This is a genomic window from Cupriavidus sp. DB3 (assembly GCF_020418465.1).
In the GTDB taxonomy this organism is placed as follows: domain Bacteria; phylum Pseudomonadota; class Gammaproteobacteria; order Burkholderiales; family Burkholderiaceae; genus Cupriavidus; species Cupriavidus cauae.
In genome coordinates this window covers 800,056-826,394 of record NZ_JAIZPL010000003.1, presented here as the reverse complement: position 1 = coordinate 826,394, position 26,339 = coordinate 800,056, and the positions used below count along the sequence as shown (strand labels likewise).

Annotated in this window: 23 protein-coding genes and 1 tRNA gene; 8 read left to right on the top strand and 16 right to left on the bottom strand. The window is 68.1% G+C overall.

All coding sequences use genetic code 11. The features are described from left to right. Window positions 1-56: 56 nt before the first annotated feature. The 5 genes from K7G19_RS13255 to gloB form a co-directional block, all read right to left on the bottom strand. Window positions 57-863, bottom strand: coding sequence for an SDR family NAD(P)-dependent oxidoreductase (locus tag K7G19_RS13255; RefSeq protein WP_226107619.1), 807 nt, complete (start codon window positions 861-863; stop codon window positions 57-59). Continuing rightward, the gene (locus tag K7G19_RS13250; protein WP_149319823.1) at window positions 860-3,229 is read right to left on the bottom strand and encodes a bifunctional salicylyl-CoA 5-hydroxylase/oxidoreductase; all 2,370 of its coding nucleotides are present in this window, start codon (window positions 3,227-3,229) and stop codon (window positions 860-862) included. Before K7G19_RS13250 ends, K7G19_RS13255 begins: the two co-directional genes overlap by 4 nt. 251 nt (window positions 3,230-3,480) lie before the next feature. Further along, complete coding sequence (locus K7G19_RS13245; RefSeq protein ID WP_226107618.1) at window positions 3,481-5,373, bottom strand: propionate--CoA ligase; 1,893 nt, start codon at window positions 5,371-5,373, stop codon at window positions 3,481-3,483. A gap of 237 nt (window positions 5,374-5,610) precedes the next feature. Then, window positions 5,611-7,281: a transglycosylase SLT domain-containing protein gene (locus K7G19_RS13240; protein WP_226107616.1), complete on the bottom strand. Its 1,671-nt coding sequence runs from the start codon at window positions 7,279-7,281 to the stop codon at window positions 5,611-5,613. 127 nt (window positions 7,282-7,408) lie between these two features. Then, window positions 7,409-8,209: a hydroxyacylglutathione hydrolase gene (gene gloB / locus K7G19_RS13235; protein WP_149319820.1), complete on the bottom strand. Its 801-nt coding sequence runs from the start codon at window positions 8,207-8,209 to the stop codon at window positions 7,409-7,411. Between the two features lie 10 nt (window positions 8,210-8,219). Here gloB and K7G19_RS13230 point away from each other — a divergent pair, with 10 nt between their 5' ends. The 4 genes from K7G19_RS13230 (at window position 8,220) to K7G19_RS13215 (ending at window position 10,564) form a co-directional block, all read left to right on the top strand. Beyond that, entirely contained in the window at window positions 8,220-9,023 is an 804-nt protein-coding gene (locus tag K7G19_RS13230; RefSeq protein ID WP_149319819.1) for a class I SAM-dependent methyltransferase, read from the top strand. A gap of 141 nt (window positions 9,024-9,164) precedes the next feature. Next, on the top strand, window positions 9,165-9,614 hold the full coding sequence (gene rnhA / locus K7G19_RS13225) for a ribonuclease HI (protein ID WP_149319818.1): 450 nt from the start codon (window positions 9,165-9,167) through the stop codon (window positions 9,612-9,614). A gap of 10 nt (window positions 9,615-9,624) precedes the next feature. After that, window positions 9,625-10,350 carry a DNA polymerase III subunit epsilon gene (dnaQ, locus tag K7G19_RS13220; RefSeq protein WP_149319817.1) on the top strand — a complete coding sequence of 242 codons (726 nt, stop codon included), beginning with the start codon at window positions 9,625-9,627 and terminating at the stop codon, window positions 10,348-10,350. Window positions 10,351-10,489: 139 nt separating this feature from the next. Then, a tRNA-Val gene (locus K7G19_RS13215) sits at window positions 10,490-10,564 on the top strand. 213 nt (window positions 10,565-10,777) lie between these two features. Here the strand turns inward: K7G19_RS13215 and K7G19_RS13210 are convergent. Further along, a complete protein-coding gene (locus tag K7G19_RS13210) occupies window positions 10,778-11,347 on the bottom strand; it encodes a DUF1801 domain-containing protein (protein WP_370639534.1) in 570 nt (189 codons plus the stop codon). 215 nt (window positions 11,348-11,562) lie between these two features. Here K7G19_RS13210 and K7G19_RS13205 point away from each other — a divergent pair, with 215 nt between their 5' ends. Continuing rightward, entirely contained in the window at window positions 11,563-12,309 is a 747-nt protein-coding gene (locus tag K7G19_RS13205; protein WP_149319799.1) for a hypothetical protein, read from the top strand. A gap of 96 nt (window positions 12,310-12,405) precedes the next feature. On the opposite strand, the gene K7G19_RS13200 is transcribed toward K7G19_RS13205, so the two are convergent. Beyond that, window positions 12,406-13,320, bottom strand: a complete 915-nt coding sequence (locus tag K7G19_RS13200; protein ID WP_226107614.1) for a LysR family transcriptional regulator — start codon at window positions 13,318-13,320, stop codon at window positions 12,406-12,408. Between the two features lie 132 nt (window positions 13,321-13,452). On the opposite strand from K7G19_RS13200, the gene K7G19_RS13195 reads away from it, so the two are divergent. After that, window positions 13,453-14,691, top strand: a complete 1,239-nt coding sequence (locus tag K7G19_RS13195; protein ID WP_226107612.1) for a M20 aminoacylase family protein — start codon at window positions 13,453-13,455, stop codon at window positions 14,689-14,691. Next, window positions 14,688-15,656, top strand: a complete 969-nt coding sequence (locus K7G19_RS13190) for a tripartite tricarboxylate transporter substrate binding protein (RefSeq protein ID WP_226107610.1) — start codon at window positions 14,688-14,690, stop codon at window positions 15,654-15,656. Before K7G19_RS13195 ends, K7G19_RS13190 begins: the two co-directional genes overlap by 4 nt. 92 nt (window positions 15,657-15,748) lie before the next feature. Here K7G19_RS13190 and waaC read toward each other — a convergent pair whose 3' ends face one another. The 7 genes from waaC to K7G19_RS13155 form a co-directional block, all read right to left on the bottom strand. Further along, on the bottom strand, window positions 15,749-16,744 hold the full coding sequence (gene waaC / locus K7G19_RS13185) for a lipopolysaccharide heptosyltransferase I (protein WP_226107609.1): 996 nt from the start codon (window positions 16,742-16,744) through the stop codon (window positions 15,749-15,751). A gap of 335 nt (window positions 16,745-17,079) precedes the next feature. Then, window positions 17,080-18,831: an ABC transporter substrate-binding protein gene (locus K7G19_RS13180; protein ID WP_226107607.1), complete on the bottom strand. Its 1,752-nt coding sequence runs from the start codon at window positions 18,829-18,831 to the stop codon at window positions 17,080-17,082. A gap of 184 nt (window positions 18,832-19,015) precedes the next feature. Then, window positions 19,016-19,324: a DUF2160 domain-containing protein gene (locus tag K7G19_RS13175; RefSeq protein WP_174107149.1), complete on the bottom strand. Its 309-nt coding sequence runs from the start codon at window positions 19,322-19,324 to the stop codon at window positions 19,016-19,018. 27 nt (window positions 19,325-19,351) lie between these two features. Continuing rightward, a complete protein-coding gene (locus K7G19_RS13170) occupies window positions 19,352-20,173 on the bottom strand; it encodes a carbohydrate ABC transporter permease (protein ID WP_149319796.1) in 822 nt (273 codons plus the stop codon). Further along, window positions 20,166-21,047: a carbohydrate ABC transporter permease gene (locus K7G19_RS13165; RefSeq protein ID WP_023265145.1), complete on the bottom strand. Its 882-nt coding sequence runs from the start codon at window positions 21,045-21,047 to the stop codon at window positions 20,166-20,168. Before K7G19_RS13165 ends, K7G19_RS13170 begins: the two co-directional genes overlap by 8 nt. Next, entirely contained in the window at window positions 21,044-22,210 is a 1,167-nt protein-coding gene (locus tag K7G19_RS13160) for an ABC transporter ATP-binding protein (RefSeq protein WP_226107605.1), read from the bottom strand. Before K7G19_RS13160 ends, K7G19_RS13165 begins: the two co-directional genes overlap by 4 nt. 4 nt (window positions 22,211-22,214) lie before the next feature. Then, the gene (locus K7G19_RS13155) at window positions 22,215-23,426 is read right to left on the bottom strand and encodes an ABC transporter ATP-binding protein (protein ID WP_150082662.1); all 1,212 of its coding nucleotides are present in this window, start codon (window positions 23,424-23,426) and stop codon (window positions 22,215-22,217) included. 207 nt (window positions 23,427-23,633) lie between these two features. Between K7G19_RS13155 and K7G19_RS13150 the strand changes: the two genes are divergently transcribed. Continuing rightward, a complete protein-coding gene (locus K7G19_RS13150; RefSeq protein WP_226107603.1) occupies window positions 23,634-24,401 on the top strand; it encodes a DeoR/GlpR family DNA-binding transcription regulator in 768 nt (255 codons plus the stop codon). 61 nt (window positions 24,402-24,462) lie between these two features. On the opposite strand, the gene purU is transcribed toward K7G19_RS13150, so the two are convergent. Both purU and K7G19_RS13140 read right to left on the bottom strand, forming a co-directional pair. Next, entirely contained in the window at window positions 24,463-25,329 is an 867-nt protein-coding gene (gene purU, locus K7G19_RS13145) for a formyltetrahydrofolate deformylase (protein ID WP_149319792.1), read from the bottom strand. An 84-nt stretch (window positions 25,330-25,413) separates the two neighbouring features. Further along, window positions 25,414-26,310: an NUDIX hydrolase family protein gene (locus K7G19_RS13140; protein WP_226107601.1), complete on the bottom strand. Its 897-nt coding sequence runs from the start codon at window positions 26,308-26,310 to the stop codon at window positions 25,414-25,416. Between the last annotated feature and the right edge of the window lie 29 nt (window positions 26,311-26,339).

Here is a 26,339-nt window from a genome sequence, read left to right as displayed (position 1 = left end):
ATCGCTGCCGAGGTCCCGGTGCTTGGGTTCGTCGTTCGCCGCCGCGGAAAGCCGGTTCAGCCCGCCATCACCTCGCCCCCGGCGACCGCGATGGCCTGGCCCGTGATCGCGCTCGCGGACGGCCGGCACAGCCACGCGACCGCGTCGGCCACTTCATCGGGATCCACCAGCCGGCGCTGCGGATTGCGGCCGGCCAGTTCGGCGCGCGCCTGCTCTTCCGTGCGGCCGGTCTTGCTCACGATATTGGCCACCGCCTCGCGCACGATGTCGGTATCGGTATAGCCGGGACAGACCGCATTGACCGTGACGCCGCTGCGCGCCAGCTCGAGCGCCAGCGCGCGCGTCAGCCCCAGCACACCGTGCTTGGCGGCACAGTAGGCCGTCACATAGGCATAGCCGGTGAGCGCGGCCGTGCTCGCGACATTGACCACGCGGCCCCAGCCTGCGTCCCGCATCGCCGGCAGCGCGGCCTGCGTGCACAGGAAGGTACCGGTCAGGTTCACGTCCAGCATGCGCCGCCACAGCGCCAGGTCGGTTTTTGCAAATGGCGCGCTGTGCGCCTGGCCGGCGTTGTTGACCAGCAGGCCGATCGGACCCAGCGCCCGGGCGGCCGCGTCGAACGCCCGCGCCACGCTGTCGGCATCGGCGACGTCCGCCTGGACTCGATGCAGCCGCGCACCGGGATGGTCCTGCCCAAGCCTCTCCACCGCGCGCGCCAGCGCATCGCCGTCGCGGCCCAGCAGTGTCACGCTGGCGCCGTCGGCCAGCAGCCGACCGGCAATCGACGCTCCGATGCCGCGCGCGCCGCCGGTGACCAGCGCGTGCCGCCCGTGCAGCGGCAAGGACGAACGATCGCCGCTCATCGCGCCCCCGCCAGCGCCGCGGCGCGTTCGAGGTTGGTCTCCAGCTGCCGCTTGCCGGCCTGGTACTGCACCGGCCAGTCGACCGGGCGATAGCCCAGCTGCGCGGCCTGATGCAGCGTCCAGGCGGGATCGGCCAGATGCGGCCTGGCGATCGCGCACAGGTCGGCGCGGCCCGCGGCGATGATGCTGTCGACGTGATCCGCCTCGGAGATCGCGCCCACGGCGATCGTCGGAATGCCCGCCTCGTTGCGGATGCGGTCCGCGAACGGCGTCTGGTACATGCGCCCATAGACCGGCGTTTGTTCGGGGCTGACCTGGCCCGACGAGCAGTCGATCAGGTCCGCGCCGGCCGCCTTGAAGGCCCGCGCGATCTCGACCGCGTCGTCGGGCGTGATGCCGCCCTCGACCCAGTCGTGCGCGGAAATGCGGACCGACATCGGCCGCTGCGACGGCCATACCTCGCGCACCGCGGCGAACACCTCGAGCGGATAGCGCAGCCGGTTGGCCAGCGATCCGCCGTACTCGTCTTCACGCCGGTTGGTCAGCGGCGAGATGAACGACGACAGCAGATAGCCGTGCGCGCAATGCAGCTCCAGCCAGTCGAAGCCCGCCTCGGCCGCGCGCCGCGCCGCGGCAACGAAATCGTCGCGCACACGGTCCATGTCCTCGCGCGTCATCGCGCGCGGCACCTGCGAGATGCCGGGCAGGTAGGGCAGCGGCGAGGCCGAGATCAGCGGCCAGTTGCCCTCGGGCAGCGGATGGTCCATCGCCTGCCAGCCCAGCTGCGTCGACCCCTTGCGGCCGGCATGGCCGAGCTGCATGCCGATGCGCGCGCCGCCGGCGAGCCCCGTGCCCGCATGCACGAACTCGACGATGCGCCGCCAGGCATCGCGCTGCACGTCGTTCCACAAACCCGGGCATCCCGGCGTGATGCGCGCGTCGGGCGAGACGCAGGTCATCTCGGCCATCACCAGGCCGGCGCCGCCCTGCGCGCGCGCGCCCAGATGCACCAGATGGAAGTCGCCGGGCACGCCGTCGACGCAGCAATACATCGCCATCGGCGACACCACCACGCGGTTCTTCAGCGTCAGGCCGCGCACGCGGTAAGGCGTGAACATCGGCGGCAGCGCACCGTCATGCGCGCGCAGGCTTTCCTCCGGCACGCCGGCCTGGCGGGCCAGCCAGCGCTCGTAGTCCTCGACATAGGTGCGATCGCGCAGCCGCAGGTTCTCGTGCGAGATGCGCTGCGAGCGCGTCAGCAGCGAATAGGCGAACTGCTCGGGCGCCAGGCCCGCATAACGCTCGACGTTCTCGAACCATTCGGTGGAATTGCGCGCGGCGTTCTGGATCTTCAGCACCTCGACGCTGCGGGTGGCCTCGTAGCGGCGCAGCGCCTCGTCGAGCGCGTCCGGACCGGGCTCCGTCATGCCGCGCAGATTGCTGGCCAGATCGATCGCATCCTCGAGCGCCAGCTTGGTGCCCGAGCCGATCGAGAAATGCGCGGTGTGGGCGGCATCGCCCATCAGCACCACCGGCACGCGGCGGCCGCCGGCCAGCGTGTTCCAGTGGACCCAGGTGTTGCAGATCACGCGGTTGAAGCGGATCCAGTTGGCCGAGCCGCGCAGGTGGGTGGCGTTGCTGATCAAGGGCTGGCCATCGAGATATTTTGCGAACAGCCGCTCGCAGTAGGCGATGCCCTGCTGCTGGTCCATCTGCTCGATGCCGGCGGCGCGCCAGACGCGTTCCGGCGTCTCGACGATAAAGGTCGACGTATCGTCGTCGAAGCGGTAGGCGTGCGCCTGGAACCAGCCGTGCTCGGTCTGTTCGAAGGCGAAGGTGAAGGCGTCGAAGCGCTTCTTGGTGCCGAGCCAGACGAAGCGGCACTGGCGCGTGTCGATGTCCGGCGCGAAGGTGTCGGCGTAGCGGGTGCGCACGCGGCTGTTGACGCCGTCCGAGGCGATCACCAGGTCGGCGCGGTATGTCTCGGCCAGGGCCTGGTCGTCCTGTACGTCGGTCTCGAACACCAGTTCCACGCCCAGCGCCTCGCAGCGCGCCTGCAGGATGTTCAGCAGGCGCTTGCGGCCGATGCCGATGAAGCCGTGCCCGCTGGAGCGCATCGTGCGGCCGCGGAAGTGGATGTCGATGTCGTCCCAGTGATTGAAGGCCGCGTCGATCTCTCGCGCGCTCTCCGGGTCGGCCTCGCGCAGGTTGTCCATGGTGGCGTCCGAGAACACCACGCCCCAGCCGAAGGTGTCGTAGGGCCGGTTGCGCTCGACCACCACCACCTCGTGGCGCGGATCCTGCCGCTTCATCAGCAGGCCGAAGTAGAGGCCGGCCGGTCCGCCGCCAATACACAGTACTCGCATCTGTGGTCTCCTCGCGGCGCCGGGTCGCTACCGCTCGCCACCGTTCGCCCCTGACCGCCATGGATGGCCACCGGTCGCGGCTGATCACCTCTGCCGCCGTGGATGTGCCGGCGCGGCGCCGTCATCCTGTGCCACCTGCGCCGCAATCAATACAGCCCTAAATATTTTATATATAAAATAATAGGGCGAGGATGACCGCTTGGCAAGCGGCACCACCGGCATGGCCGTGGGCGCCGCTCGCCGGCGGGCGCTCAGCCCTGCAGCGCCTCCCGGAACTGCGCCAACGCCGACGGGTCCTCGATGGTCGTCAGGTCGCCGGGATCGCGCCCTTCCGCCACCGCCTGGATCGCGCGGCGCAGCAGCTTGCCGGAGCGCGTCTTCGGCAAGGCGCCGACGAACACCACGCGAGACGGCCGCGCGACCGCGCCGAGTTGCCGGTCCACGGTCTGCATGATCTCGCCTTCGAGCGCCATGCGGTCCTGCGGCGTGGCGGCGCGTCCCGCATCGCGCAGGATGCAGACCGCCAGCGCAACCTGCCCCTTCAGCGGATCGGCGATGCCCACCACCGCGACCTCGGCCACGGCGGGATGCGAGGCGATGCTTTCCTCGATCTCGCGCGTCCCCAGCCGGTGGCCGGCGACGTTCAGCACGTCGTCGGTGCGCCCGAGGATGAACAGGTAGCCGTCCTCGTCGCGCACGCCCCAGTCGAAGGTCGAGTAGCGCTGGCGATCGGGAAAGCCGGACCAGTAGGTCTTGACGAAACGCTCGTCGTCGCCCCAGACCGTGCTCATGCAGCCCGGCGGCAGCGGCCCCTCGATCGCCACCACGCCCTTCTGCCCCGGCGCGCATTCGGCGCCGGTCTGCTCGTCGACGATGCGCACGTCGTAGCCGTACACCGGCAGCCCCGGCGAACCCAGCTTGGCGGGCAGCGCCTCGATGCCGTGCTGCAGGGCGATGATCGGCCAGCCGGTCTCGGTCTGCCAGTAGTTGTCGACCACCGGCTTGCCGATGGCCGACTGGATCCAGCTCGCGGTCGGCTCGTCCAGCGGCTCGCCCGCCAGGAACAGCATGCGCAGGCTCGACAGGTCGTAGCGGGTCAGCCAGGCCGGGTCCTGCTTCTTCAGCACGCGGATCGCGGTCGGCGCGCTGAACATCACGTTGACGCGATACTGCTCGACCAGCTGCCACAGGATGCCGGCATCAGGCCGCACCGGCGTGCCCTCGTACAGCACCGTCGTCATGCCGGCCAGCAGCGGGCCGTAGACGATATAGCTGTGGCCGACGACCCAGCCGATGTCCGAGGTGCAGAACATCGTGTCGCCGGGCTTGCCGCAGAAGATGTATTCCATCGACGTGGCCAGCGCGACGGCATAGCCGCCGGTATCGCGCTGCACGCCCTTGGGCTTGCCGGTGGTACCCGACGTGTAGAGGATGTACGACGGCGCGCTCGATTCCAGCCATTCGCACGGCACCTGCGTCGCGCCGACGCGCTCGCGCCAGGCCAGGTAGTCCTCGTCGCGGCCAGGGGTGCGCTCCATCGGCGCGAGCCCGCGGTCGACCAGCAGCACTTTCTCGGGCGGGTTCTGCGCCAAGCGCAGCGCCTCGTCGAGCAGCGGCTTGTAGGGCACGACCTTGCCGCCGCGCGAGCCGGCGTCGGCGCTGACCACCACGCGCGGCCGCGCGTCGTCGATGCGGGCCGCCAGGCTGACCGAGGCAAAGCCGCCGAACACCACCGAGTGCACCGCGCCGATGCGCGTGCAGGCCAGCATCGCGAACACCGCCTCGGGGATCATCGGCATATAGATCAGCACGCGGTCGCCCTGGCGCACCCCCAGCGCCAGCAGCACCGCGGCCATGCGGTTGACCTCGGCGTGCAGCTCGCGATAGCTGTAGCTGCGGCGCTGGTCGGTTTCGGTGGAGACATGGACCAGTGCCGGCTGCTCGGCGCGCTTGGCCAGGTGCCGGTCTACCGCGTTATGGCAGAGATTGGTGCGGCCGCCGACGAACCAGCGCGCAAACGGCGGCCGGCTGTAGTCGAGTACCTGTTCGCAGGGGGTCTGCCAGTCGATGCGGCGGGCCTGTTCGGCCCAGAAGGCGTCGGGATCGACGAGGGAGCGCGCGTGCACGGCGCGGGTGGTGGTCATTGCTGTCTCCTCCGCTGGGGCGGCGGTTATCGTTGGACCGCCAGTTTGCCACCACCGGCACCGGCTTCGCCATCCGCAATGTCCACAAGGTCACGCGCGGGGCCGGCTGGTCCGACTGATCCCGCTGATCCGGCTGGCCCGGCTCGCCAAAGAAAAAGGGCACGCCCCTCGGCATGCCCTTTCCCGTGTCTTCGGCGCCGCTGTCGACTGCGCCGGTGCCTGCTGCGGTGCCGCGCCTCAGCGCGCCTTGCCCTTCGCCTTGGCCTTCGGTGCGGCGCTGGCCTTGGCGCTGGCGCGGCTGCCGGACGCCTTGGCGCTGGCCTTGACGGACGCCCTGGACGACGCCCGCACCGCCTTGCCGTGCGGTTCGACCACCACCCGCTGGCGGGCGCTCACGCGGCTGCCCTTGCCCGACACGCGGATCACCCGTACCTCGTCGTCGCGCTCGGCGATGGCCCGCGCGCGCTTGACCGGCACGTTGAGCACCAGGCTCTGCCCGGCCACCAGCTTGGAGCCGGACAGCTTGTTCCAGGCGCGCACCTGGCTGACCGACACGCCATAGCGGCGCGCCACCGAGGCGACCGTATCGCGCTTGCCGGCGCGCACCACCAGCCGGCGCGCTTCGGGCAGGTCCGGCTCCATCGCCAGGATCGCGTTCTCCGCCAGCGTGGCGCTGATGTCCTGGGTATGGCGTCCGGAGCGGGGGATCATCACGGTCGAGCCGGGCTTGAGCCGCATCCCCTTCGGAATCCGGTTGATCTCGCGCAGCGTGTCCGGATCGACGTTCAGCCGCGCCGCCAGCGATTCGACGCGCTCGCGGCCGTCCACCGTCACCGCGGTCCAGCTCGACAGGCCGCCGCGATAGGTGTTCAGGTTGTACTGGAAGCGCTCGGCGTTCTCGAACGGCAGCAGGATCTGCGGGTTCGACGCGCCCAGGATCACCGGCTTGTTGAACGACGGATTGAGCGCGCGGAATTCCTCCAGCGGCATGTTGGCCAGCTTGGCGGCCAGCGTCACGTCGATGTCGCGCGAAGTGGTTACCGTGACGAAGTACGGGTGGTCCGGAATCGGCGGCAGCGTGACGCCATACGAGGCCGGATTGCTGACGATGTTCTTGACCGCCTGCAGCTTCGGCACGTAGTAGCGCGTCTCGTTGGGCATCGTCAGGCTGGCGTAGTCGGTCGGCAGCCCGCGCGCCTCGTTGCGTGCGATCGCCCGCGACACCGCGCCCTCGCCCCAGTTGTACGCCGCCAGCGCCAGATGCCAGTCGCCGAACATGTCGTGCAGCCGGCTCAGGTAGTCCAGCGCCGCTTCGGTCGAGGCGAGCACGTCGCGGCGCTCGTCGCGGAACATGTTCTGCTTCAGGTTGTAGCTCTTGCCGGTGCTCGGAATGAACTGCCACATGCCCGCCGCCTTCGCGCTAGACACCGCCTCCGGATTGAACGCGCTCTCGACAAAGGGCAGCAGCGCCAGCTCGGTCGGCATGTTGCGGCGTTCGAGCTCGGCGACGATGTGGTACAGGTATTTGCTCGACCGCGCGATCATCCGCTCCATATAGTCGGGCCGCGCCGCATACCACTGCGTGCGGTCCTCGACCAGCGTGCCTTCCAGGTCCGGCATCGAAAAGCCGCGACGGATGCGCACCCAGATGTCCTGCGACTGGCCCAGTGTCCAGTCGATCCTGTCCTCGTCGACGTTGATCGGCGCGGTATCGCGCGAGATGGTCGGCGGCAGGTGGATCGAATTGAGCGGATCGGTGGGGGGAAGGCCGGATTTGGGCTTGGTGGCGGAGGCCAGGGCGGTCGGCGAGCCGGCCGTGCCGGCTTCATCAGGCGGGACGGGCGTGCTGGCACATGCCGCCAGCAGCGCCGCACAGGCTACGGCCGCCAGGTATCGACCAATTCTCATCAATTTCTCGGATCGTGACGCTAAAAATTGGCTGATGCTAAAGACAAAGCGGCTCGTGCGTCAATCGGATTTTCCGCATTCCGCGGGGGCGCTCAGCGGTGGCGCGGATGGATGGGCGGGATGTCGGTCAGCGAAAGCCGTCCTTCCAGGCCCGCAGCGCGCCGAACGCCGCGGCATCGTCGCCCGCCTGCGCGCCCTGCCCGGCCAGTGCCCGGCGCACGGCGGGCTCGCGCGAGCGCAGGAAGGGATTGACCGCGCGCTCGTGGCCGACGGTGGTCGGCACGGTCGGCTCGCCGGCGGCGCGCAGCGCCTCGACGCGCGCCTCCCAGGCGGCCAGCGCGGCGTTGTCCGGCTCGACCGCGCGGGCGAAGCGGACATTGCTGCGCGTATACTCGTGAGCGCAATAGACGCGGGTCGCGTCGGGCAGCGCGGCCAGCTTGTCCAGCGACGCCAGCATCTGCGCCGGCGTCCCCTCGAACAGCCGCCCGCAGCCGCTGGCGAACATCGTGTCCCCGCAGAACACCACCGGGCCGATGCCGACCAGCTCGCCGGTGTAGGCGATATGTCCCGCGGTATGGCCGGGCACCTCGAGCACCCGCAGCCGCAGCGCCGGCGCCTTCAGCTCGACCTCGTCGCCCTCGCGCACCGCGCGGGTACGATGGCCGATGCGCTCGGCGGCGGGTCCGATCACCGGCACAGGCTCGCCGTCGGGCCCGGCCGGCCAGGCCGCCAGCAGGTCCGCCACCCCGCCCTGGTGATCGCCGTGGTGGTGGGTGATTACAATGGCGCCCAGGACCAGCCCCGCCCGCGCCAGATAGGCCAGCACCGGCGCGGCCTCGCCCGGATCGACCACGGCGGCGGCATGACCGTCGTCGATCGCCCAGATATAGTTATCCTGGAAAGCGGGGATCGGCTCCACCCTCAACATGCGTGCTCCTATGTCCAAGCGTCCGATTATAGATTGGGAAAACTGGCTGGCCTCCCCGCCCGGCCAGTACATGCTGCGCTGGGAGGAAGGCCAGTACGACCGCACCGTGGCCGACATCTTCGGCTATCACGCGATCCAGCTCGGCATGCCGGTGCTGGACACCCTGCGCGAGAACCGCATGCCGTTCGGCGGCCTGGCGCTGGACGCCCGCAGCGGCCCGCACGGTCCGCGCGCCGCGGAGACGGGCAGCGCCCCCGGTGCCCAGGTACTGTGCCGCTTCGACGAGCTGCCCTTCGATACGCAGAGCCTCGACCTGGTCACGCTGCCCCACGTGCTCGAATTCTCCGAGGATCCCCACGAGGTACTGCGCGAGGTCTCGCGCGTGCTGATGCCCGAGGGGCGCGTGGTGGTGTCCTGCTTCAATCCGATGAGCCTGTGGGGCGCGCGCCAGGGCCTGAACCGGCTCGGCGCCGATCCCTTCCTGCCGACCGACGCCCAGTCGATCGGCTTCGTTCGCATCAAGGACTGGCTCAAGCTGCTCGGCTTCGATATCATCCGCGGCCGCTTCGGCTGCTATTGTCCGCCCTACCGCACCGACCGCTGGCTGCAGCGCGCCGCGTTCATGGAGAAGGCCGGCGATCGCTGGTGGCCAATCTTCGGCGCGGTCTATATGCTGTCGGCGGTCAAGCGCGTGCGCAACATCCGCCTGGTCGGGCCGGCCTGGAAGACGCCCAAGGCCGCGCTGGCGCCGGTGGCGGCCCCGGTCGCCACGCCCAACGGCACGCACGGCAAGGCGCCCGGCGAAGAGAAGTAACGAAAGTCGGGGCCAGCGCCGCGGCCCCGCCCCGCCCGCTGCCGCGGCCGTGCCGGCCCGGCACTGAATCCAACCTTGTCCGCCCCGGCGGACGCCCGGCCCGCGGCACCGTCCCGCCGCACCGGTTCCCAACCTTCATCGATGCAAGAAGTCACGATCTATTCCGATGGCGCCTGCAAAGGCAATCCCGGCCCCGGCGGCTGGGGCGCCGTGCTCGTCGCCAATGGCCACGTCAAGGAGCTGTTCGGCGGCGAGGCCAATACCACCAACAACCGGATGGAGCTGACCGCCGTCATCGAGGCGCTGCGCGCGCTGAAGCGGCCGTGCAAGGTGCAGGTCTGGACCGATTCGCAATACGTGCAGAAAGGCATCTCCGAATGGATCCGCGGCTGGAAGGCGCGCGGCTGGAAGACCGCCGAGAAGAAACCCGTCAAGAACGCCGACCTGTGGCAGGCGCTCGACGCCGCTGCCGCCGAGCACGACGTCACCTGGCACTGGGTGCGCGGCCACAACGGTCACCCGGGCAATGAACGGGCCGACGCGCTGGCCAATCGCGGTGTCGCCTCCCTCACCGGCGCCCAGGTTGAGTAGAATGCCCGCCATGCGACAAATCGTACTGGACACCGAAACCACGGGCCTGAACGCCGCCACCGGCGACCGGCTGATCGAAATCGGCTGCGTCGAGCTGGTCAACCGGCGGCTGACCGGGCGCAACCTGCATTTCTATATCAACCCGGAGCGCGACATCGACGCCGGCGCGATTGCGGTGCACGGCCTGACGGTCGAATTCCTGGCGGACAAACCCAAGTTCGCCGAGGTCGTCCACGAGATCCGCGATTTCGTCCAGGACGCCGAGCTGATCATCCACAACGCCGCGTTCGACCTGGGCTTCCTCGACATGGAATTCCAGCGGCTCGGCCTGCCGCCGTTCCGCAAGCATGTCGGCAGCGTGATCGATACGCTGCTCGAAGCGCGCCAGATGTTCCCCGGCAAGCGCAACTCGCTCGACGCCCTGTGCGAACGCCTGGGCGTCAGCAACGCGCACCGCACGCTGCACGGCGCGCTGCTGGACGCGGAGCTTCTGGCCGAGGTCTACCTGGCGATGACGCGCGGCCAGAACTCGCTGGTGATCGACATGATGGACGCCAGCGCGGGCGCCGGCCCGGCCGCGGTCGCCACCGCCGACCTGTCGGCGCTGCGCCTGCCGGTGCTGGAGCCAAGCGAGGACGAACTGGCGGCCCACGCCGCGGTGCTCAAGGACCTCGACAAGGCCAGCGGCGGCAAGACGGTATGGCAGGAGGCGCCGCCGCTGGAAGAGGCGGCATGACGCCCTGCCGCCACGGGCCGCAGGCAGGGTCGGAGGCAGCGCCGCAACGCAAAAAATTCGCCGAAGGGCTTTACAAGATACAAAGGTCCTGACATAATCTCGCTTTCTCTGCTGCACGGCAGTTCAAGCGCAGCGGCAGGGGTGGTTAGCTCAGCGGTAGAGCACTGCCTTCACACGGCAGGGGTCACAGGTTCAATCCCTGTACCACCCACCAGAATACGAAAAGCCAGCCTTGCGCTGGCTTTTCTCATTTCCGGGGTCGGGGCGCACGATCCTGCGATTTCTGCCCCCCCTTCTACCCTCTCCCCTGCAATCGGTCCGATGCCGCAATTTGCCATTGCGACCTGGACTCCGATCCTCACTTGACCGATGGGCCACGCAACGAAAGCCGTGGCACCGCGCGGTCCGCAGCGCCCAAATCGCCGGGTTACGGCACCCACCCCGGCAATTCCGCCGCCTGCCGTATCCAGTCGCCTACCTGCTTCTCGTCGATCTCGTCGGCTTCGTAAATGTCGAGATATCGGGTATTCGGGTCCTTCGATTCGCCGGGCGGCAGCGGGCGCAGCGACGATCCCTTGAAAAAGGCCACCTTCACGTATCGCGTGAAGCAATGGAAGCTGAGAAACCAGCCCTGCCCCTCCACGCCATAGAACGGCGAATTCCATTTCACTGCCTTGCGCACGTCCGGCACGGTGCGCACGATCAGCGCGTCGAGTCGTCGCCCGAGGTCGCGCTTCCAGCCGGGCATGGCAGCGATGTAGGCCTGCACCGGGCCATCGCCGTCGCCCTTCGGGATTTGAGGATTGCCGCCTGAGAGCAGGACCGGCTTTCCGTCGGGCGGCGATTTTGCTGCGGGTTTCCCGGCCGCCTTTGCTGTCGGTTTCGCGGCCGGCTTCGCCGCGGCCTTCGCCGTGGTCTTCACCGCGGCCGTCACCTCGGTCTTCACGTCGATTTTCTCCCCGGCCTTCCCCGCTTTCGTGGATGTCTTGTTTGCCATCGTCTTCCCTCCCAGCGCGACGCGCGTCCGGCACTGAACCGGTCCGATCCTAGGTCAAACACCTGGAGCCAACAAGCCAGCCCCGCTCGAAGGTCCTGCGCCCCCCACCAATCGGGAATGGCGGCCACCGCGGCCTGCCTCTAAGATTGCCGCGCCCCGGTGCAATGCCAGGGCGCCATCCCGATAAAAAACAAAGACAACCCTTCGAGAAATCCATGAACAAGACCCTGCTGATTGCCTCCCTGGCACTGGCGCTCGCCGCTTGCGGCGGTGGCGGCGGAGACGATGACGGCCCGGCTCCGCAGCCGGCCACCTCCCCTGCGGAAGGCCTGTACACGGGCAAGACTTCGGCGAACCAGGACATCGCCGGCCTCGTGCTCGACGATGGCACCTACTACATGATCTACACCTCGTTGGCGCCGGTCTCGCTCGGCGTGGTCCAGGGCAAGCTGAATGCCGCCAATGGCAGCTTCACGTCGAACGACGGCAAGGATTTCAGCGTGTCGTCGCGCGGCATCTTCGACGTGGCGGTCAACGGCACCTACGCGACCAAGGGGAACCTGAACGGCACCGTCCGCTATCCGGCAACGGGCCAGACCGCGACCTTTACCAGCACCTACGACAAGAACTACGAACTGACGCCGTCGCTGGCGACGCTGGCCGGCACCTACACCGGTACGTCGGTGATTCCGGAGGGCGGCGAGTCGGCGACCATTACGGTGGCCACTTCGGGCACGATCAGCGGCGCGGGCGCGTCCGGCTGCCGCATCGAAGGCGTGGCCAAGCCGCGCGCGCGTGGCAACGCCTACGACATCACCGTGACGTTCGGTCCGTCGCCCTGTGCCCGCCCGGGGCAGAAAATGAGCGGCGTCGCGTATTACAGCGCGGAAGACCGCGGCCTGATCGCCGCCGGCACGACTTCGGACCGGTCGGCGGGCGTGCTGTTTGTGGGTACGCGATAACGGGTAGAGGCGCGCGCAGCAGGGCCATGCCGCCGCGCCCCAGGCGGCATGGCGCATCGCGTTGGCGTGCGCGGCCACGGTGTATCCCAAGCGGGCTTAGCGGGTCTGCTGCTGACGAAAGGCCCCTTCCAGCAATCCCAGCATGCGGCGCGCCGCTTCGGTCAGCACGCGCCCCTTCCTGACGATGACGCGCGTCTTCGCCGCCTCGAGCGCCGTATTGCCGCTCCGGATAGCCACCAGCTCTCCGCGCGCGAGTTCCTCGGCCACGGCGCTGCTGGACAGAAAAGTCACGCCGAGTCGTTTCATCACGAAACGCTTGAGCAAGGCAATCGAGCCGGAAGTGAATGCCGGATCCAGCGCAATGCCCTCGGCGAACTCGCCCAGGCGAATCAACTGATGCAGTCCGAATCCGGGTGCCATGATGGCAACCGGATAATCAGCGGCCTCGCGCAGCGTGGGCGTGCCGTCGTGTTTCGTCAGCGGATGGCCGGGCCAGGTCACGATACAGACCGGCTGGCTGCATTCGCCAACGACTTCGATGTCTGCCTGTGCGGGCGCGTTCATCACCACGCCGATATGCGCCTCGTCCGTGGCGATCCTGGCCACGGCATCGGCCGCACTGGCCAGTTCGACGGCGACCTGCACCCCGGGGTATTGCCTGCAGAAGACGTCGATCACGCCATTCATCAGCAGGTCCACATATCCCTCGCCCACCAGCAGCCGCAGCGTGCCGCGCCGCAAGCCCGCCAGTTCGTCGATGCGCTCGCGCAGGGCCTCTTCGCTGGCGAGCCGGTTGCGGCAGTGCTCGAGCACCAGGGCCGCGGCATCGGTCGGCACGATGCCCCTGCCCTTGCGCTCGAACAAGGCCACGCCGAGCTCCTGCTCCAGTTGCTGGATCTGCCGGCTCACCACGGACGGTTCGACGTTGAGCCGGTCCGCCGCGCCGCGCACCGACCCGCAGGTCGCCGCCTCGTAGAAATACCCCAGCCGCTTGTCGCCCAGCTTGACCATGCCGATCTCCCGATTCCCTCCATCGTTGACCTCAAGACAACGATATTCGCCGAAATCATACATTGATCGAACAAAGGTCGGCGGCCAGTATTGCACTCCTGATCGGGCAACTCAGAACAGGAGCAACCAACCATGTCGACAGCGGACCTCTGCCAGGTCGAACACCTGACGGCACAGGCCGGGGCGTTGGCCGATATCCGGCGACGCATTCACCAGCACCCCGAACTGGCCTACGCCGAACACGCGACCGCTTCGCTGGTCGCGCAATTGCTGACCGAATGGGGCTATGAAGTGGCGACCGGCATTGCCGGCACGGGGGTGGTCGCCAGCCTGAAGGCCGGCACCAGCGACCGGAGCATCGGCATCCGCGCCGACATGGATGCGCTGCCGATCCAGGAGGCCACGGGCCTGCCCTACGCAAGCCGGACTGCCGGCGTCATGCACGCGTGCGGACACGATGGCCACACGGCGATCCTGCTCGGCGCGGCCCAGTACCTGGCCCAGCACCGTGGCTTCGACGGCACGGTCCGCCTCTACTTCCAGCCCGCCGAAGAAGCTGGGGTCGGCAGCGGTGCGCAACGGATGATCGCCGAAGGCCTGTTCGAACGGTTTCCCTGCGATGCCGTATTCGGCCTGCACAACCATCCCGGCCAGCCGGCCGGCAGGTTCCTCTTTCGCAGCGGGCCGTTCATGGCTTCGGGCGACAAAGTCACCGTCACCGTCATCGGCAAGGGCAGTCATGCGGCGCGGCCGCACCTGAGCGTGGATCCCATCGTGGTGGCGTCGAGCATCGTCATGGCCTTGCAGACGATCGTGTCCCGCAACGTCGATCCTGCTGCGGCAGCGGTGGTCACGGTCGGCGTGCTGCAGGCGGGCACCGCGAACAACGTGATTCCCGCGTCGGCGACGCTCGAGCTCAGCGTCCGTGCATTCGACTCCAAGGTGCGGGAACGGCTGCGGGCGCGCATCGACGCGCTGGTCCAGGCGCAGGCGCAGAGCTATGGCGCCACCGCCGAAATCGACTACGTCCTCGGCTATCCGGTGGTCGTCAACACCGAGCGCGAGACCGCCTTCGCCATCGAGGTGGCCCGCGATCTGGTCGGCAGCGATAACGTGGATCCCCACTTCGAACCGGTCATGGCGAGCGAGGACTTTGCCTTCCTGTTGCAGCAACGGCCGGGATGTTTCCTTCGGCTCGGCAACGGCGTCGGCGATGGCATTGGCGAAGGCGGCTGCATGGTGCATAACCCGCGCTATGACTTCAATGACGCGACGCTGCCGATTGGCGCGGCATTCTGGGCCCGGCTGGTTCAGCGCTATCTGGCGGCCCCGCTCTCGCCCACTCCCTCTCTTCCGAAGATCGACGTATGAAGTCCACTGCCCGTATCGTCCTGACCGCGCTGGCGCTGACTGCCCCGCTGATCGCCACCGCCGAGCCCGCCTATCCCTCCAAACCCGTCAAGATCGTGGTCGGCTATGCGCCGGGCGGTTCCGCCGATGCCGCCGCGCGGCTGCTGGCGAACCAGCTGTCGGTCCGGATGCGACAACCGTTCGTCGTGGAGAATCGCCCCGGCGCCGCGAGCAGCATTGCGGCGAGCGGCGTGGCGCGCTCGGCCCCGGATGGCTACACGCTGTTCCTCGGCTCGAATGCCAATGCCATCAACGCGACGCTGTACAGGAAGCTGCCGTTCGACATCCGCAAGGACTTTGCCCCCGTCGCGCTGGTTACCAGCTTTCCCAACGTGATGGTGGTCAATCCTGCGCTGCCGGTGAAGACCGTGGGCGAGTTCATCGCCTATGCCAAGGCACATCCGGGCACGGTCAACTTCGCGTCGTCCGGAATCGGCTCGTCCACGCACCTGTCGGCGGAAATGTTCAAGTCGATGGCGGGCATCAAGATGGAGCACATCCAGTACAAGGGCAGCGCTCCGGCGCTGACCGACCTGATGGCGGGGCAGGTGCAGGTGATGTTCGACAATGCGCCGTCGGTACTGCCGTTCATTCGCAGCGGCAAACTGCGCGCTCTCGCCGTGACGAGCGCGCAGCCGCAGCCGTTCGCGCCGCAGTTGCCGACGATCGCGGGCGCCGGGCTGCCCGGCTTCGAAGTGAAATCGTGGTATGGCCTGTTCGCGCCTGCCGACACGCCGCCGGCCGTCGTGCAGGCGCTGAATAAGCAGGTCAATGCCGCCTTGCAGGACCGGTCGATGCGCGACCAGCTGGCCACGCTCGGTGCCAGTCCGGAGGGCGGCACGCCGGAAGCCATGCGAAAGCATGTCGAGCAGGAAGTCACGAAGTGGGCCGCCGTCATCCGGCAGTCCGGCGCGACGGCGGAGTAGAAGGCCGTTGCGCAAAACGGGCCGTTGCACGAAACGGGCCGTCGCGCGGAAAGCGGGCCCTCAGCCGGGGCCGCGCCCGCGGCGGGCTTGCACTACGCCCCAGCGGCCGCCGGCGCGCCTACCGCTACCCTGCCGGTCACCTGATCGATGGCCCCGATCACCTCCGGCACGTCCGGCACCACGCCTTCATTGCCGATGGACACCGCCCGGCCGGGCTCCGAAATGCCGAAGTGCTCGCGCGACGTCGCGGTGAACAGCATCACCGACGGCTTGCCCAGTGCATGGGCGAGGTGGACGAAGCCGGTGTCGGTGCCGATCACCAGGTCCGCGGCGGCGACGCGCTGCGCGCATTCGGTGATCGTCATCTTCGGCAGTACCTCGGCGTCCGGGATGCCGCGCGCCAGCACTTCGGATTGCTCCTTTTCCGCCGGCGAGCCCCAGGGCAGTTGCACGCGGTACCCGCGGGCGGTCAGTTCGCGGCCGACCGCCATCCAGCGTTCGGGCGGCCATTTCTTGATCTCGAGCGAGGTCGCGTGGAACAGCATCGCGCGCGGTACGCCGTCGGTATTGAGCGGCGCGGCCGGAGCCGGGATGCGCAGTTCGTAGTGTTCCTTCGGGTCGAGTTCGTAGCCAAGCGCCTTGGCGGCGACCAGGCGCATCTTGTGGCGGGCGGTGGCATCGCCGTGCGGCGCGAAGATGTCGGTGTAGAACATCTCGGCGCGGGCTTCGCCCAGGTGTTTGGCGGCATAGCCGAAGCGGCGGCGCGTGCGGGCCAGCCAGCCGACGATGGCGCTCTTGTAGACGCCGTGCACGTCCAGCACCACGTCGTACTTTTCACGGCGCAGTTCGCGCACCGCGGCGAGGATCGCGCGCAGGTCCTTCCATTGCTTCGACTTCTTGTAGCCGCGCAGCGGGGGCGAAATCACGCGGTCGACGCCGACCGTCCAGCGGGGAATATCGGCGCAGGAGGCGTCGGCGACCCAGTCGATCTTGGCCTCGGGATAGGCGTGCCGCAGATCCCAGATCAGCGGCAGCGTGTGTGCCATATCGCCGAGGGAGGTGATCTTGATAACCAGGATGCGCTTCATGGGTGCAGGAACGGGCCTTCGCCCCGGGGCTGAGTTTTGCGAAGGCCGTAGTATGCACCAGAGGCTGGCGGGTCAACGTTTCGGGACGTAACGGGGAAATTGGACCGGGGGGAAGGCGAGCGGCTGCCCTCTCCCCCGGCCCCTCTCCCGCGGGCGGGAGAGGGGAGAACGACATCGGCAAGACCGGGCCGAACCGGCCAGGCCAACCAGGTCAGGCCCAGCCCACCCAAGCCGAGCCCGCCCAAACCAGCTAGCCCGGCCCGCCACCCAGGTGGCCAGACGAATCCGACGAGACAGTCCGGCCAGACGAGCCGAGCGGCCCGTCCGGCGCCATCTCACCGCACCTTGCCCTCCTTCCAGGCCTGCAGCAGCTTCTCGTAGGCGATCGTCTCGCCCTTCGGCTTCTCGTTGGCCAGCTTCTTCCACGGCGCGTGTTCATCCGACAGCCACTTGGCCGCATCGCCCTTGGGGTTGAGCTTCGGCGCGCAGGTCGCCATGCCCGCGCGCTGCAGCCGCGCCATCACCTGATCCATCTCCTCGGCCAGGCTGTCCATCGCGGCCTGCGGGGTCTTCTCGCCGGTCACCGCCGTGGCAACGTTCTTCCACCACAGCTGCGCGAGCTTCGGATAGTCTGGGACGTTGGTGCCGGTCGGCGTCCACGCCACGCGTGCCGGGCTGCGGTAGAACTCGATCAGCCCGCCATACTTGGCCGCGTTCTTGGTCAGGTACTCGTGGTTGATGTCGCTGTCGCGGATGAACGTCAGCCCGGTCAGCGACTTCTTCAGCGACACCGTCTTCGAGGTCACGAACTGCGCGTAGAGCCACGCGCCCGCCAGGCGGTTCGGATCGGTCTTCTTGAAGAAGGTCCACGAGCCCACGTCCTGGTAGCCGTTCTGCATGCCCTGCTTCCAGTACGGGCCATATGGCGACGGCGCCATGCGCCACTTCGGCGAGCCGTCGGCGTTGACCACCGGCAGCCCCTTCTTGGTCATGTCGGCGGTGAAGGCGGTGTACCAGAAGATCTGCTGCGCGACCTGCCCCTGCGCCGGCACCGGGCCGGCCTCGGAAAAGGTCATGCCCATCGCCTGCGGCGGCGCGTACTTCTTCATCCAGTCGACGTACTTGGTCAGCGCGTAGACCGCCGCCGGGCTGTTGGTGGCGCCGCCGCGCGCGACCGAGGCGCCGACCGGCGTGCACTTGTCCGCGGCCACGCGGATGCCCCACTCGTCGACCGGCATGCCGTTGGGCAGTCCCTTGTCGGCGGTGCCGGCCATCGACAGCCACGCATCGGTGAAGCGCCAGCCCAGCGACGGATCCTTCTTGCCATAGTCCATATGGCCGTAGACCTTCTTGCCGTCGATCTCCTTGACGTCGTTGGTGAAGAAGTTGGCGATGTCCTCGTAGGCGGACCAGTTGGTCGGCACGCCCAGGTCATAGCCGTACTTGGCCTTGAACTTCTCCTGCAGGTCCTTGCGCGCGAACCAGTCGGCGCGGAACCAGTAGAGGTTGGCGAACTGCTGGTCCGGCAGCTGATACAGCTTGCCGTCCGGCGCGGTGGTGAACTTGGTGCCGATAAAGTCCTTGATGTCGAGATCCGGATTGGTGAATTCCTTGCCGGCGCCGTTCATGTAGTCGGTCAGCGGCAGGATCGCGCCGTAGCGATAGTGCGTGCCGATCAGGTCCGAATCGGAGATCCAGCCGTCGTAGATCGACTTGCCCGACTGCATCGACGTCTGCAGCTTCTCGACCACGTCGCCTTCCTGGATCAGGTCGTGATTGACCTTGATGCCGGTGATCTCCTCGAAGGCGCGCGCCAGCGTCTTGGCCTCGTACTCGTGCGTGGTGATGGTCTCGGACACCACGTTGACCTGCGTCACGCCCTTGGCCTTGAGCTTGGCGGCCGCGTCGATGAACCACTTCATCTCGGCCAGCTGCTTGTCCTTGGCCAGCGACGAGGGCTGGAATTCGTTGTCGATCCACTTCTTCGCCTCGGTCTCTCCCGCCCAGGCGGCATGGCCGCAGGCGAGCGCGGCGGCCACCGCCACCAGCTTCACCGCAAGCCTTGCCCGTTGCTTCAGCGCTGTCATCGATGTCTCCTCGAATGGTCCTTCCCGATAGCGTTGCGGGTCGCGGCCGGGGAAGGATTGAGCCGCGCTACCTGCGAATACCAACCAAAATCACCCAAATCACCCAAATCACCCAAGTACCCAATGCACCTCTGAACCTCGGCAATACAAGCCGGACATCCGCCCGGAAAACCCGCCCGCGGGCTCACCCCTTGCGCATCACCAGCGCCAGCACCGCCATCGACAGCACGAAGCTGATCCACACCGACGGCTCCTCCGGCAGCGAGAACCAGTTCATCATCGCCTCGCCCAGGCCCACCCATGCAAGGTTGATCCACGCCGCGCACATCAGGCCGATGAACAGCCGGTCGCCGCGCGTGGTGGCGATCGGCAGCCAGCCCTTGCGCAGGCGCGTCGGCGAGCGCAGCTCCCAGATCGTCATGCCGATCAGCATCAGCACCACGCAGACGAAGAACACCGCGACCGGCGTGGTCCACACCATCCAGCCGAACATGGCCGTCGTTTCCATCGCCACCCCCGCTCAGACGCGGCCCATCGCGAAGCCCTTCGCGATGTAGTGCCGCACGAACCAGATCACGATGCCGCCGGGCACGATGGTCAGCACGCCCGCCGCGGCCAGCACGCCCCAGTCCATGCCGGAGGCGGACACCGTGCGTGTCATCGTCGCCACGATCGGCTTGGCGTCGACCGAGGTCAGCGTGCGCGCCAGCAGCAGCTCGACCCAGCTGAACATGAAGCAGAAGAACGCCGCGACGCCGACGCCGGCCTTGATCAGCGGCAGGAAGATCGTCAGGAAGAAGCGCGGGAACGAATACCCGTCGACATAGGCGGTCTCGTCGATCTCGCGCGGCACGCCGGACATGAAGCCCTCCAGGATCCACACCGCCAGCGGCACGTTGAACACCAGGTGCGCGAGCGCGACGCCCAGGTGCGTGTCCATCAGCCCGACGCTGGTATAGAGCTGGAAGAACGGCAGCAGGAACACCGCCGGCGGCGTCATCCGGTTGGTCAGCAGCCAGAAGAACACGTGCTTGTCGCCGATGAACTGGTAGCGCGAGAACGCATACGCGGCGGGCAGCGCCACGGTGACCGAAATCACGGTGTTCAGCGCGACATAGATCAGCGAGTTGATATAACCCGAGTACCAGGACGAATCGGTGAAGATGGTGCGGTAGTGCTCCAGCGTGAACTGCGCCGGCCACAGCGACAGCGTCGACAGGATCTCGTCGTTGGTCTTGAACGACATGTTGAGCATCCAGTAGATCGGCAGGATCGCGAAGAGCAGATAGACCAGCAGGAAGGCGGCGCGCCACCAGCCGCCGCGCGAGGCCGGGTCATGCATGGGGAACCTCCTCGGCGACCGTGCCCGCGCGCTGCATCCAGTTGTAGAGCACGAAACACAGCAGCAGGATGATCAGGAAATAGACGATCGAGAACGCCGCGGCCGGGCCGAGGTCGAACTGCCCCACCGCCTTCTGCGTCAGGTATTGCGACAGGAAGGTGGTGGCGTTGCCGGGGCCGCCGCCGGTCAGCACGAAGGGCTCGGTGTAGATCATGAAGCTGTCCATGAAGCGCAGCAGCACCGCGATCATCAGCACGCCGCGCAGCTTGGGCAGCTGGATATGGCGGAATACCGCCCAGCGCGAGGCGCCGTCGATCTGCGCGGCCTGGTAGTAGGCGTCGGGAATCGCGCGCAGGCCGGCGTAGCACAGCAGCCCGACCAGCGGCGTCCAGTGCCAGACGTCCATCACCAGCACCGTCAGCCACGCGTCCAGCGCGTTGCCGGTGTAGTTGTAATCGAAGCCCAGACCCGCCAGCGCGGCGCCGAGCAGGCCGATGTCGGTGCGGCCGAAGATCTGCCAGATGGTGCCGACCACGTTCCACGGAATCAGCAGCGACAGCGCCACGATCACCAGCACGGCCGACGCCTTCCAGCCGCGCGCCGGCATCGACAGCGCCAGCAGGATGCCCAGCGGAATCTCGACCAGCAGCACCGCCAGCGAGAACCCCAGCTGCCGCAGCAGCGCGTCGTGCAGTTCGCCGTCGCGCAGCACCGCGCGGAACCATTCGGTGCCGACGAACACGCGCCGCTCCGGCGAGATGATGTCCTGCACCGAGTAGTTGACGATGGTCATCAAGGGCAGGATCGCCGAGAACGCGACGCAGACGACCACCGGCAACACCAGCAGCCACGCCTTCTGGTTGATCGGCTTCATCGGACCAGCTCCTCGTCGACGTAATAGCAGGTATGGCGGTGGAAGACCGAGAACCACGCGGTCTCCCCGGGCCGCAGCGCGGCGGCCTCGTCGCCGAGCCGGGCGCGCAGCAGCGGGGAACCATCGGCGCCAACGATGCCATTGGCGCCAACGATGCCATCGGTTCCCTCGACGCCTGCGCCGCCAGCGTGGTCCTGCAGCCGCGCGGCCGCGATCCAGTAGGTGCCGATGTCCTGCGCGCGCTCGATCACCGCGGGCACCGCCTGTTCGTCGTCGGGCCGGGCGAGGCGCAGGTACTCGGGCCGCACGCCGATCTTGAACGCGCCGGCCGCCTGCAGCCGCTGCGCGATGGCCTCGTCCGCCGGCGGCGCATAGCGTCGTCCGGCCAGTTCGATCCAGCCGTCGCGCCAGCGCGCCGGCAGGAAGTTCATGCCGGGGGAGCCGATGAAATGCCCCACGAACGTATGCGCGGGCCGCTCGAACAGCGCGTCCGCGGTGCCGACCTGCACCGCCTTGCCGCGCGACATCACCACCACCTGGTCGGCGAAGGTCAGCGCCTCGGTCTGGTCGTGCGTGACGTAGATCAGCGTCAGATGGAATTCGCGGTGGATCTGCTTGAGCTTGCGCCGCAGCTGCCATTTGAGGTGCGGGTCGATCACCGTCAACGGCTCGTCGAACAGGATGGCGGCGACATCGTGCCGCACCAGCCCGCGCCCCAGCGAGATCCTCTGCTTGGCATCGGCCGACAGCCCGCTGGCCTGGCGGTCGAGCACGGCCGACAGGTCCAGCATCTCGGCCACCTGCCCCACCCGCTCGCGCACCTGGGCCGCCGGCACGCCGCGGTTGCGCAGCGGGAAGGCCAGGTTCTGCCCGACGGTCATGGTGTCGTAGATCACCGGGAACTGGAACACCTGCGCGATATTGCGCGCCTGCGGCGAGTCGCCGGTGACGTCGCGCCCGTCGAACGACACGGTGCCCTGCGACGGCCGCAGCAGTCCCGAGATGCAGTTCAGCAGCGTGGTCTTGCCGCAGCCCGACGGTCCGAGCAACGCATAGGCGCCGCCGTCGTCGAAGGTAAAGCGCAGCGGCAGCAGCGCATAGTCCTCGTCGCTGCGCGGATTGGGCCCGTAGGCGTGGGCCAGGTCCAGGTCGATGCGGGCCATGGCCTCAGTTCCCCTGCCCGTTGCCGCGCCGCAGATGCTGGCGGCGCGGTGCGCGAACGCAGCGGCCCTGCGCATCGAACAGATAGAGCTGGGACGGATCGAGGCGCAGCGTCACCGTCTCGCCGAGCGCCAGTTCCAGCACGCCGGGCACCTGTGCCACCAGGTTGCCGACCGCGGTGTCGACGTGCACGAAGGTATCGGAGCCGGACAGCTCGGCCAGCGCGACGCGGCCCGGCAGCGGCACGCCTTCGCGCGCGCGAGGCACGCCGACGGCGAGCTCGTCGTGCCGGTCGGAGACGCCATCGAGCCACAGCGTGCCGGCGCGCACGCCGACGGTGACCGGCCCGGCATAGCCTTGCAGCGCATCGCCGGCACGATCGGCGGGGCCGCCGACGGCGCCGTTGCCGCTAATGGCGCTGCTGATGGCGCCGTCATCGGGCCGCAGCGCCACCTCGATGCCGTCCGGCAGATGCACGGCGCCGTCGCGCCATTCGCCCGCGATCAGGTTCATCGGCGGATCGCTGAACGCGCGCGCCACGCGCAGCGAGTCGGGATAGTGGAAGACCTCGGCCGTCGGCCCGTATTGCAGCAGCTCGCCGGCATCGAGCACCGCGGTATGGCCGCCGAGCAGCAGCGCCTCGGCCGGCTCGGTGGTCGCGTAGATCACGGTGGCGTCGCCCTGCGCGAACAGCTGGGCCAGTTCCTCCCGCAGTTCCTCGCGCAGCTTGTAGTCGAGGTTGACCAGCGGCTCGTCCAGCAGCATCAGCGGCGCGCCCTTGGCCAGCGCCCGCGCCAGCGCAACGCGCTGCTGCTGGCCGCCGGACAGCTCGGCGGGATGGCGCTCGAGCAGATGGTCGATGTGCAGCCGCGCGGCCAGTGCGCGCACCTGCCGGTCGATCTCCGCGGCGCCGCGCAGCCGCAGCGGCGAGGCGATGTTGTCGAACACGGTCAGCGACGGGTAATTGATGAACTGCTGGTAGACCATCGACACATTGCGCTGGCGTACCGGCATGCCGGTCACGTCTGCGTCGTCGACCAGCACGCGCCCCGCGCTGGGGCGGTCGAGCCCGGCCATTACCCGCATCAGCGATGTCTTGCCCGCCTGCGTCGCCCCGAGCAGGATCGTCACCGCGCCCGGGACCGGCGCCAGCGACATCGGATAGAGATGGACCTGCGAACCTGCCTGCTGCGCGATGCCTTCCAGTCTGAGCTGCATCCGGTCTCCGTCAGGGTTCTGCTGCCCGGCGCGCGGCATCGTTCGGCCCGAAGGAAGGTCGCGGGATCAGCGGACACAGAACGGGACGCAAAAGGGAACACCGGCGCGCATCGATTGCTTGCCTGCTCGTTTTAGTAAAGAAGCGAACAAAAAACAATAGTGCAATGCGTCATTTGTTTTCGTTTTTGTTTGAACTAGAATCCCGGCATGACGCTCAATCCCCGCCAGACCGCTCTTCTGGAAGAAGTCCGCAGCCAGGGTTTCGCCTCCATCGAAGAGCTAGCACGCAAGTTCGGCGTGACCCTGCAAACGGTCCGGCGCGACGTCAATCTGCTGGCGGAGAACGGCATGCTGGCGCGCTTTCACGGCGGCGTGCGGATGGATGGCTCGACCACCGAGAACATCGCCTATCGCCAGCGCCAGTTGCTCAATGCCGAAGGCAAGGCGCGCATTGCGCGCGCGGTGGCCGCCGCGGTGCCCGAGGGCTGTTCGCTGATCCTGAACATCGGCACCACGGTCGAGGAGATCGCCCGCGCGCTGGTGCATCACCGCGGCCTGCGCGTGATCACCAACAACCTGCACGTCGCCAATATCCTGGCCGACAACCAGGACTGCGAGGTCATCGTCGCGGGCGGCGTGCTGCGTTCGCGCGATCGCGGCATCGTCGGCGAGGCCACGGTCGAGTTCATCGGCCAGTTCAAGGTCGATATCGGGCTGATCGGCATCTCGGGGATCGAGGCCGACGGCACGCTGCGCGATTTCGATTTCCGCGAGGTCAAGGTCGCGCGCACGATCATCGAGCATTCGCGCGAGGTCTGGCTGGCCGCGGACGCCAGCAAATTCAACCGGCAGGCGATGGTCGAGCTGGCGCACCTGTCGCAGATCGACCGGCTCTTCACCGACGAGCCCTTGCGGGCGCCGTTCGAGCAGATCGTTGCGGACAGCGGAGTGAAGTGTGTGGTGGCGGGGGAATAGGGCCGGAGCCCGGCCTGCGCCCTGCCCCTCTTCCGCTCGGGGGAGAGGGGCAGGGCCGTGCTTACTTGAAGACGACCGTCTTGTGCCCGTTCAGCAGGATGCGATGTTCCGCATGCCACTTGACCGCGCGGGCCAGCGCCACGCACTCGACGTCGCGGCCGACCGCGGTCAGCTGGTCCGGGTCCATGCTGTGGTCCACGCGCTCGATCTCCTGCTCGATGATCGGGCCCTCGTCGAGGTCGGCGGTCACGTAGTGGGCCGTCGCGCCGATCAGCTTGACCCCGCGATCGTGCGCCTGGTAGTAGGGCTTGGCGCCCTTGAAGCTGGGCAGGAAGGAGTGGTGGATATTGATCGCGCGGCCCTCGAGCTTGCGGCACAGGTCGTTCGACAGCACCTGCATGTAGCGCGCCAGCACGACCAGGTCGATCTTCTGGTCCTGCACCACCTCGAACACCTTGGCCTCCTGCGCGGCCTTCTGTTCGGCCGATGCGTTCATCAGCGGCAGATGGAAGAACGGAATGTCGTAGGACGCGGCCAGCTGGTAGAAATCGCGGTGGTTCGACACGATCGCGGCGATCTCGACCGGCAGCTGCCCGCTCTTGGCGCGGAACAGCAGGTCGTTCAGGCAATGGCCGATGCGCGACACCATGATCATCACGCGCGGCTTGATCGCGGCATCGAACAGCTCCCACTGCATCGAGAACTGCTCGCCGACCGGCGCGAACGCGCTCTTGAGCGTGCCCAGCTCCGGACCGCCCGGGGCCGCGGTGAAATGCACGCGCATGAAGAAGCGGCCGGTGTACTCGTCACCGTACTGGTCCGAATCGACGATATTGCAGCCGTGCTGGAACAGCAGTCCCGAAACGGCGTGCACGATGCCCGGCTGATCGGGGCACGAAATGGTCAGAATAAAGCCTGGATTGCTCATCGTTGGTGTTCTCTGGAGGGGGCGCGTCCGGCGGGCCGGCCGCCTTGCAGGGCCTCGTACGGGGTCCGGTACGGCGAGCTCGCGCTAGGCGGCGAAGCCCGGTACCGGCGGCGCCCAGCCGCGCCGGCGCAGCGCACAGAGCGTCACCAGCGTGGCATCGAGCGTCATCGCGCCATCCGCCATGATAGCAAGGGCGGCGTCCGCACCCACCAGCCGGTGCTCGGCGACCTCGCCGTCGCGGTTGTGCGGCACGAAGTCGGCGGGCAGTTCCAGGTCGTACAGATAGACCGTTTCCCACTGCACGCCCTCGTCGATTTCGCGCAGCACCTGCACCTCGCCATGGGCCTGCGCCTGGGCCGCGAGCCACGGCGCAATGCCCGATTCCTCGTCGCATTCGCGCACCAGCGTCGCCAGCGGGTCGCTGCCGTGGGGCATGCCGCCGGCGACCAGGTTGTCCCACATGCCGGGATCGACCGCCTTGCTCTCGCTTCGCCGGGCGATCCACAGCGCGCGCTGCCCGGCCACGATGCCGTTCATGTGCGAGGCGAAGGTCAGCAGCCCGAAATAGCGCGCGGCGGCGCGTTCGATCGTCGCGAAGGCCGGGTGAGCAAGCGCCGGCGTGACGGCGAACGGCTCGTCGCGCCAGCCGCGCAGCAGGTTATGCGCGGCCAGCCGGCGGGCCAGCCTGGCAAGTGCCGCGCTGCGGGCCTCGAAGCCCTGCACGTCCGGCAACAACGCGACCGCGTCCGCGCTCTCGGCGCCCAGCACGGCGAAGTCGATGCCCTCCGCTCCTTCGAGCTTGCGCAGCGTCCGCGCATGCCGGCGCGGCAGCCAGCCGACCTGCCGGCCCTCCACGGTCAGCCGCAGATGCCGCGCGGGATCGAAGCGCGAGCGCGCGGCGAGGTTGGCCGCGAGCCTGGTGGCGAGGTCCGCGGCGACGTCGGCGGCAATGTGTTGGGCAAGGTCGAGGGAATCGGGCATCGGCATATTGGCGCCCGGCAAGGGCGTTC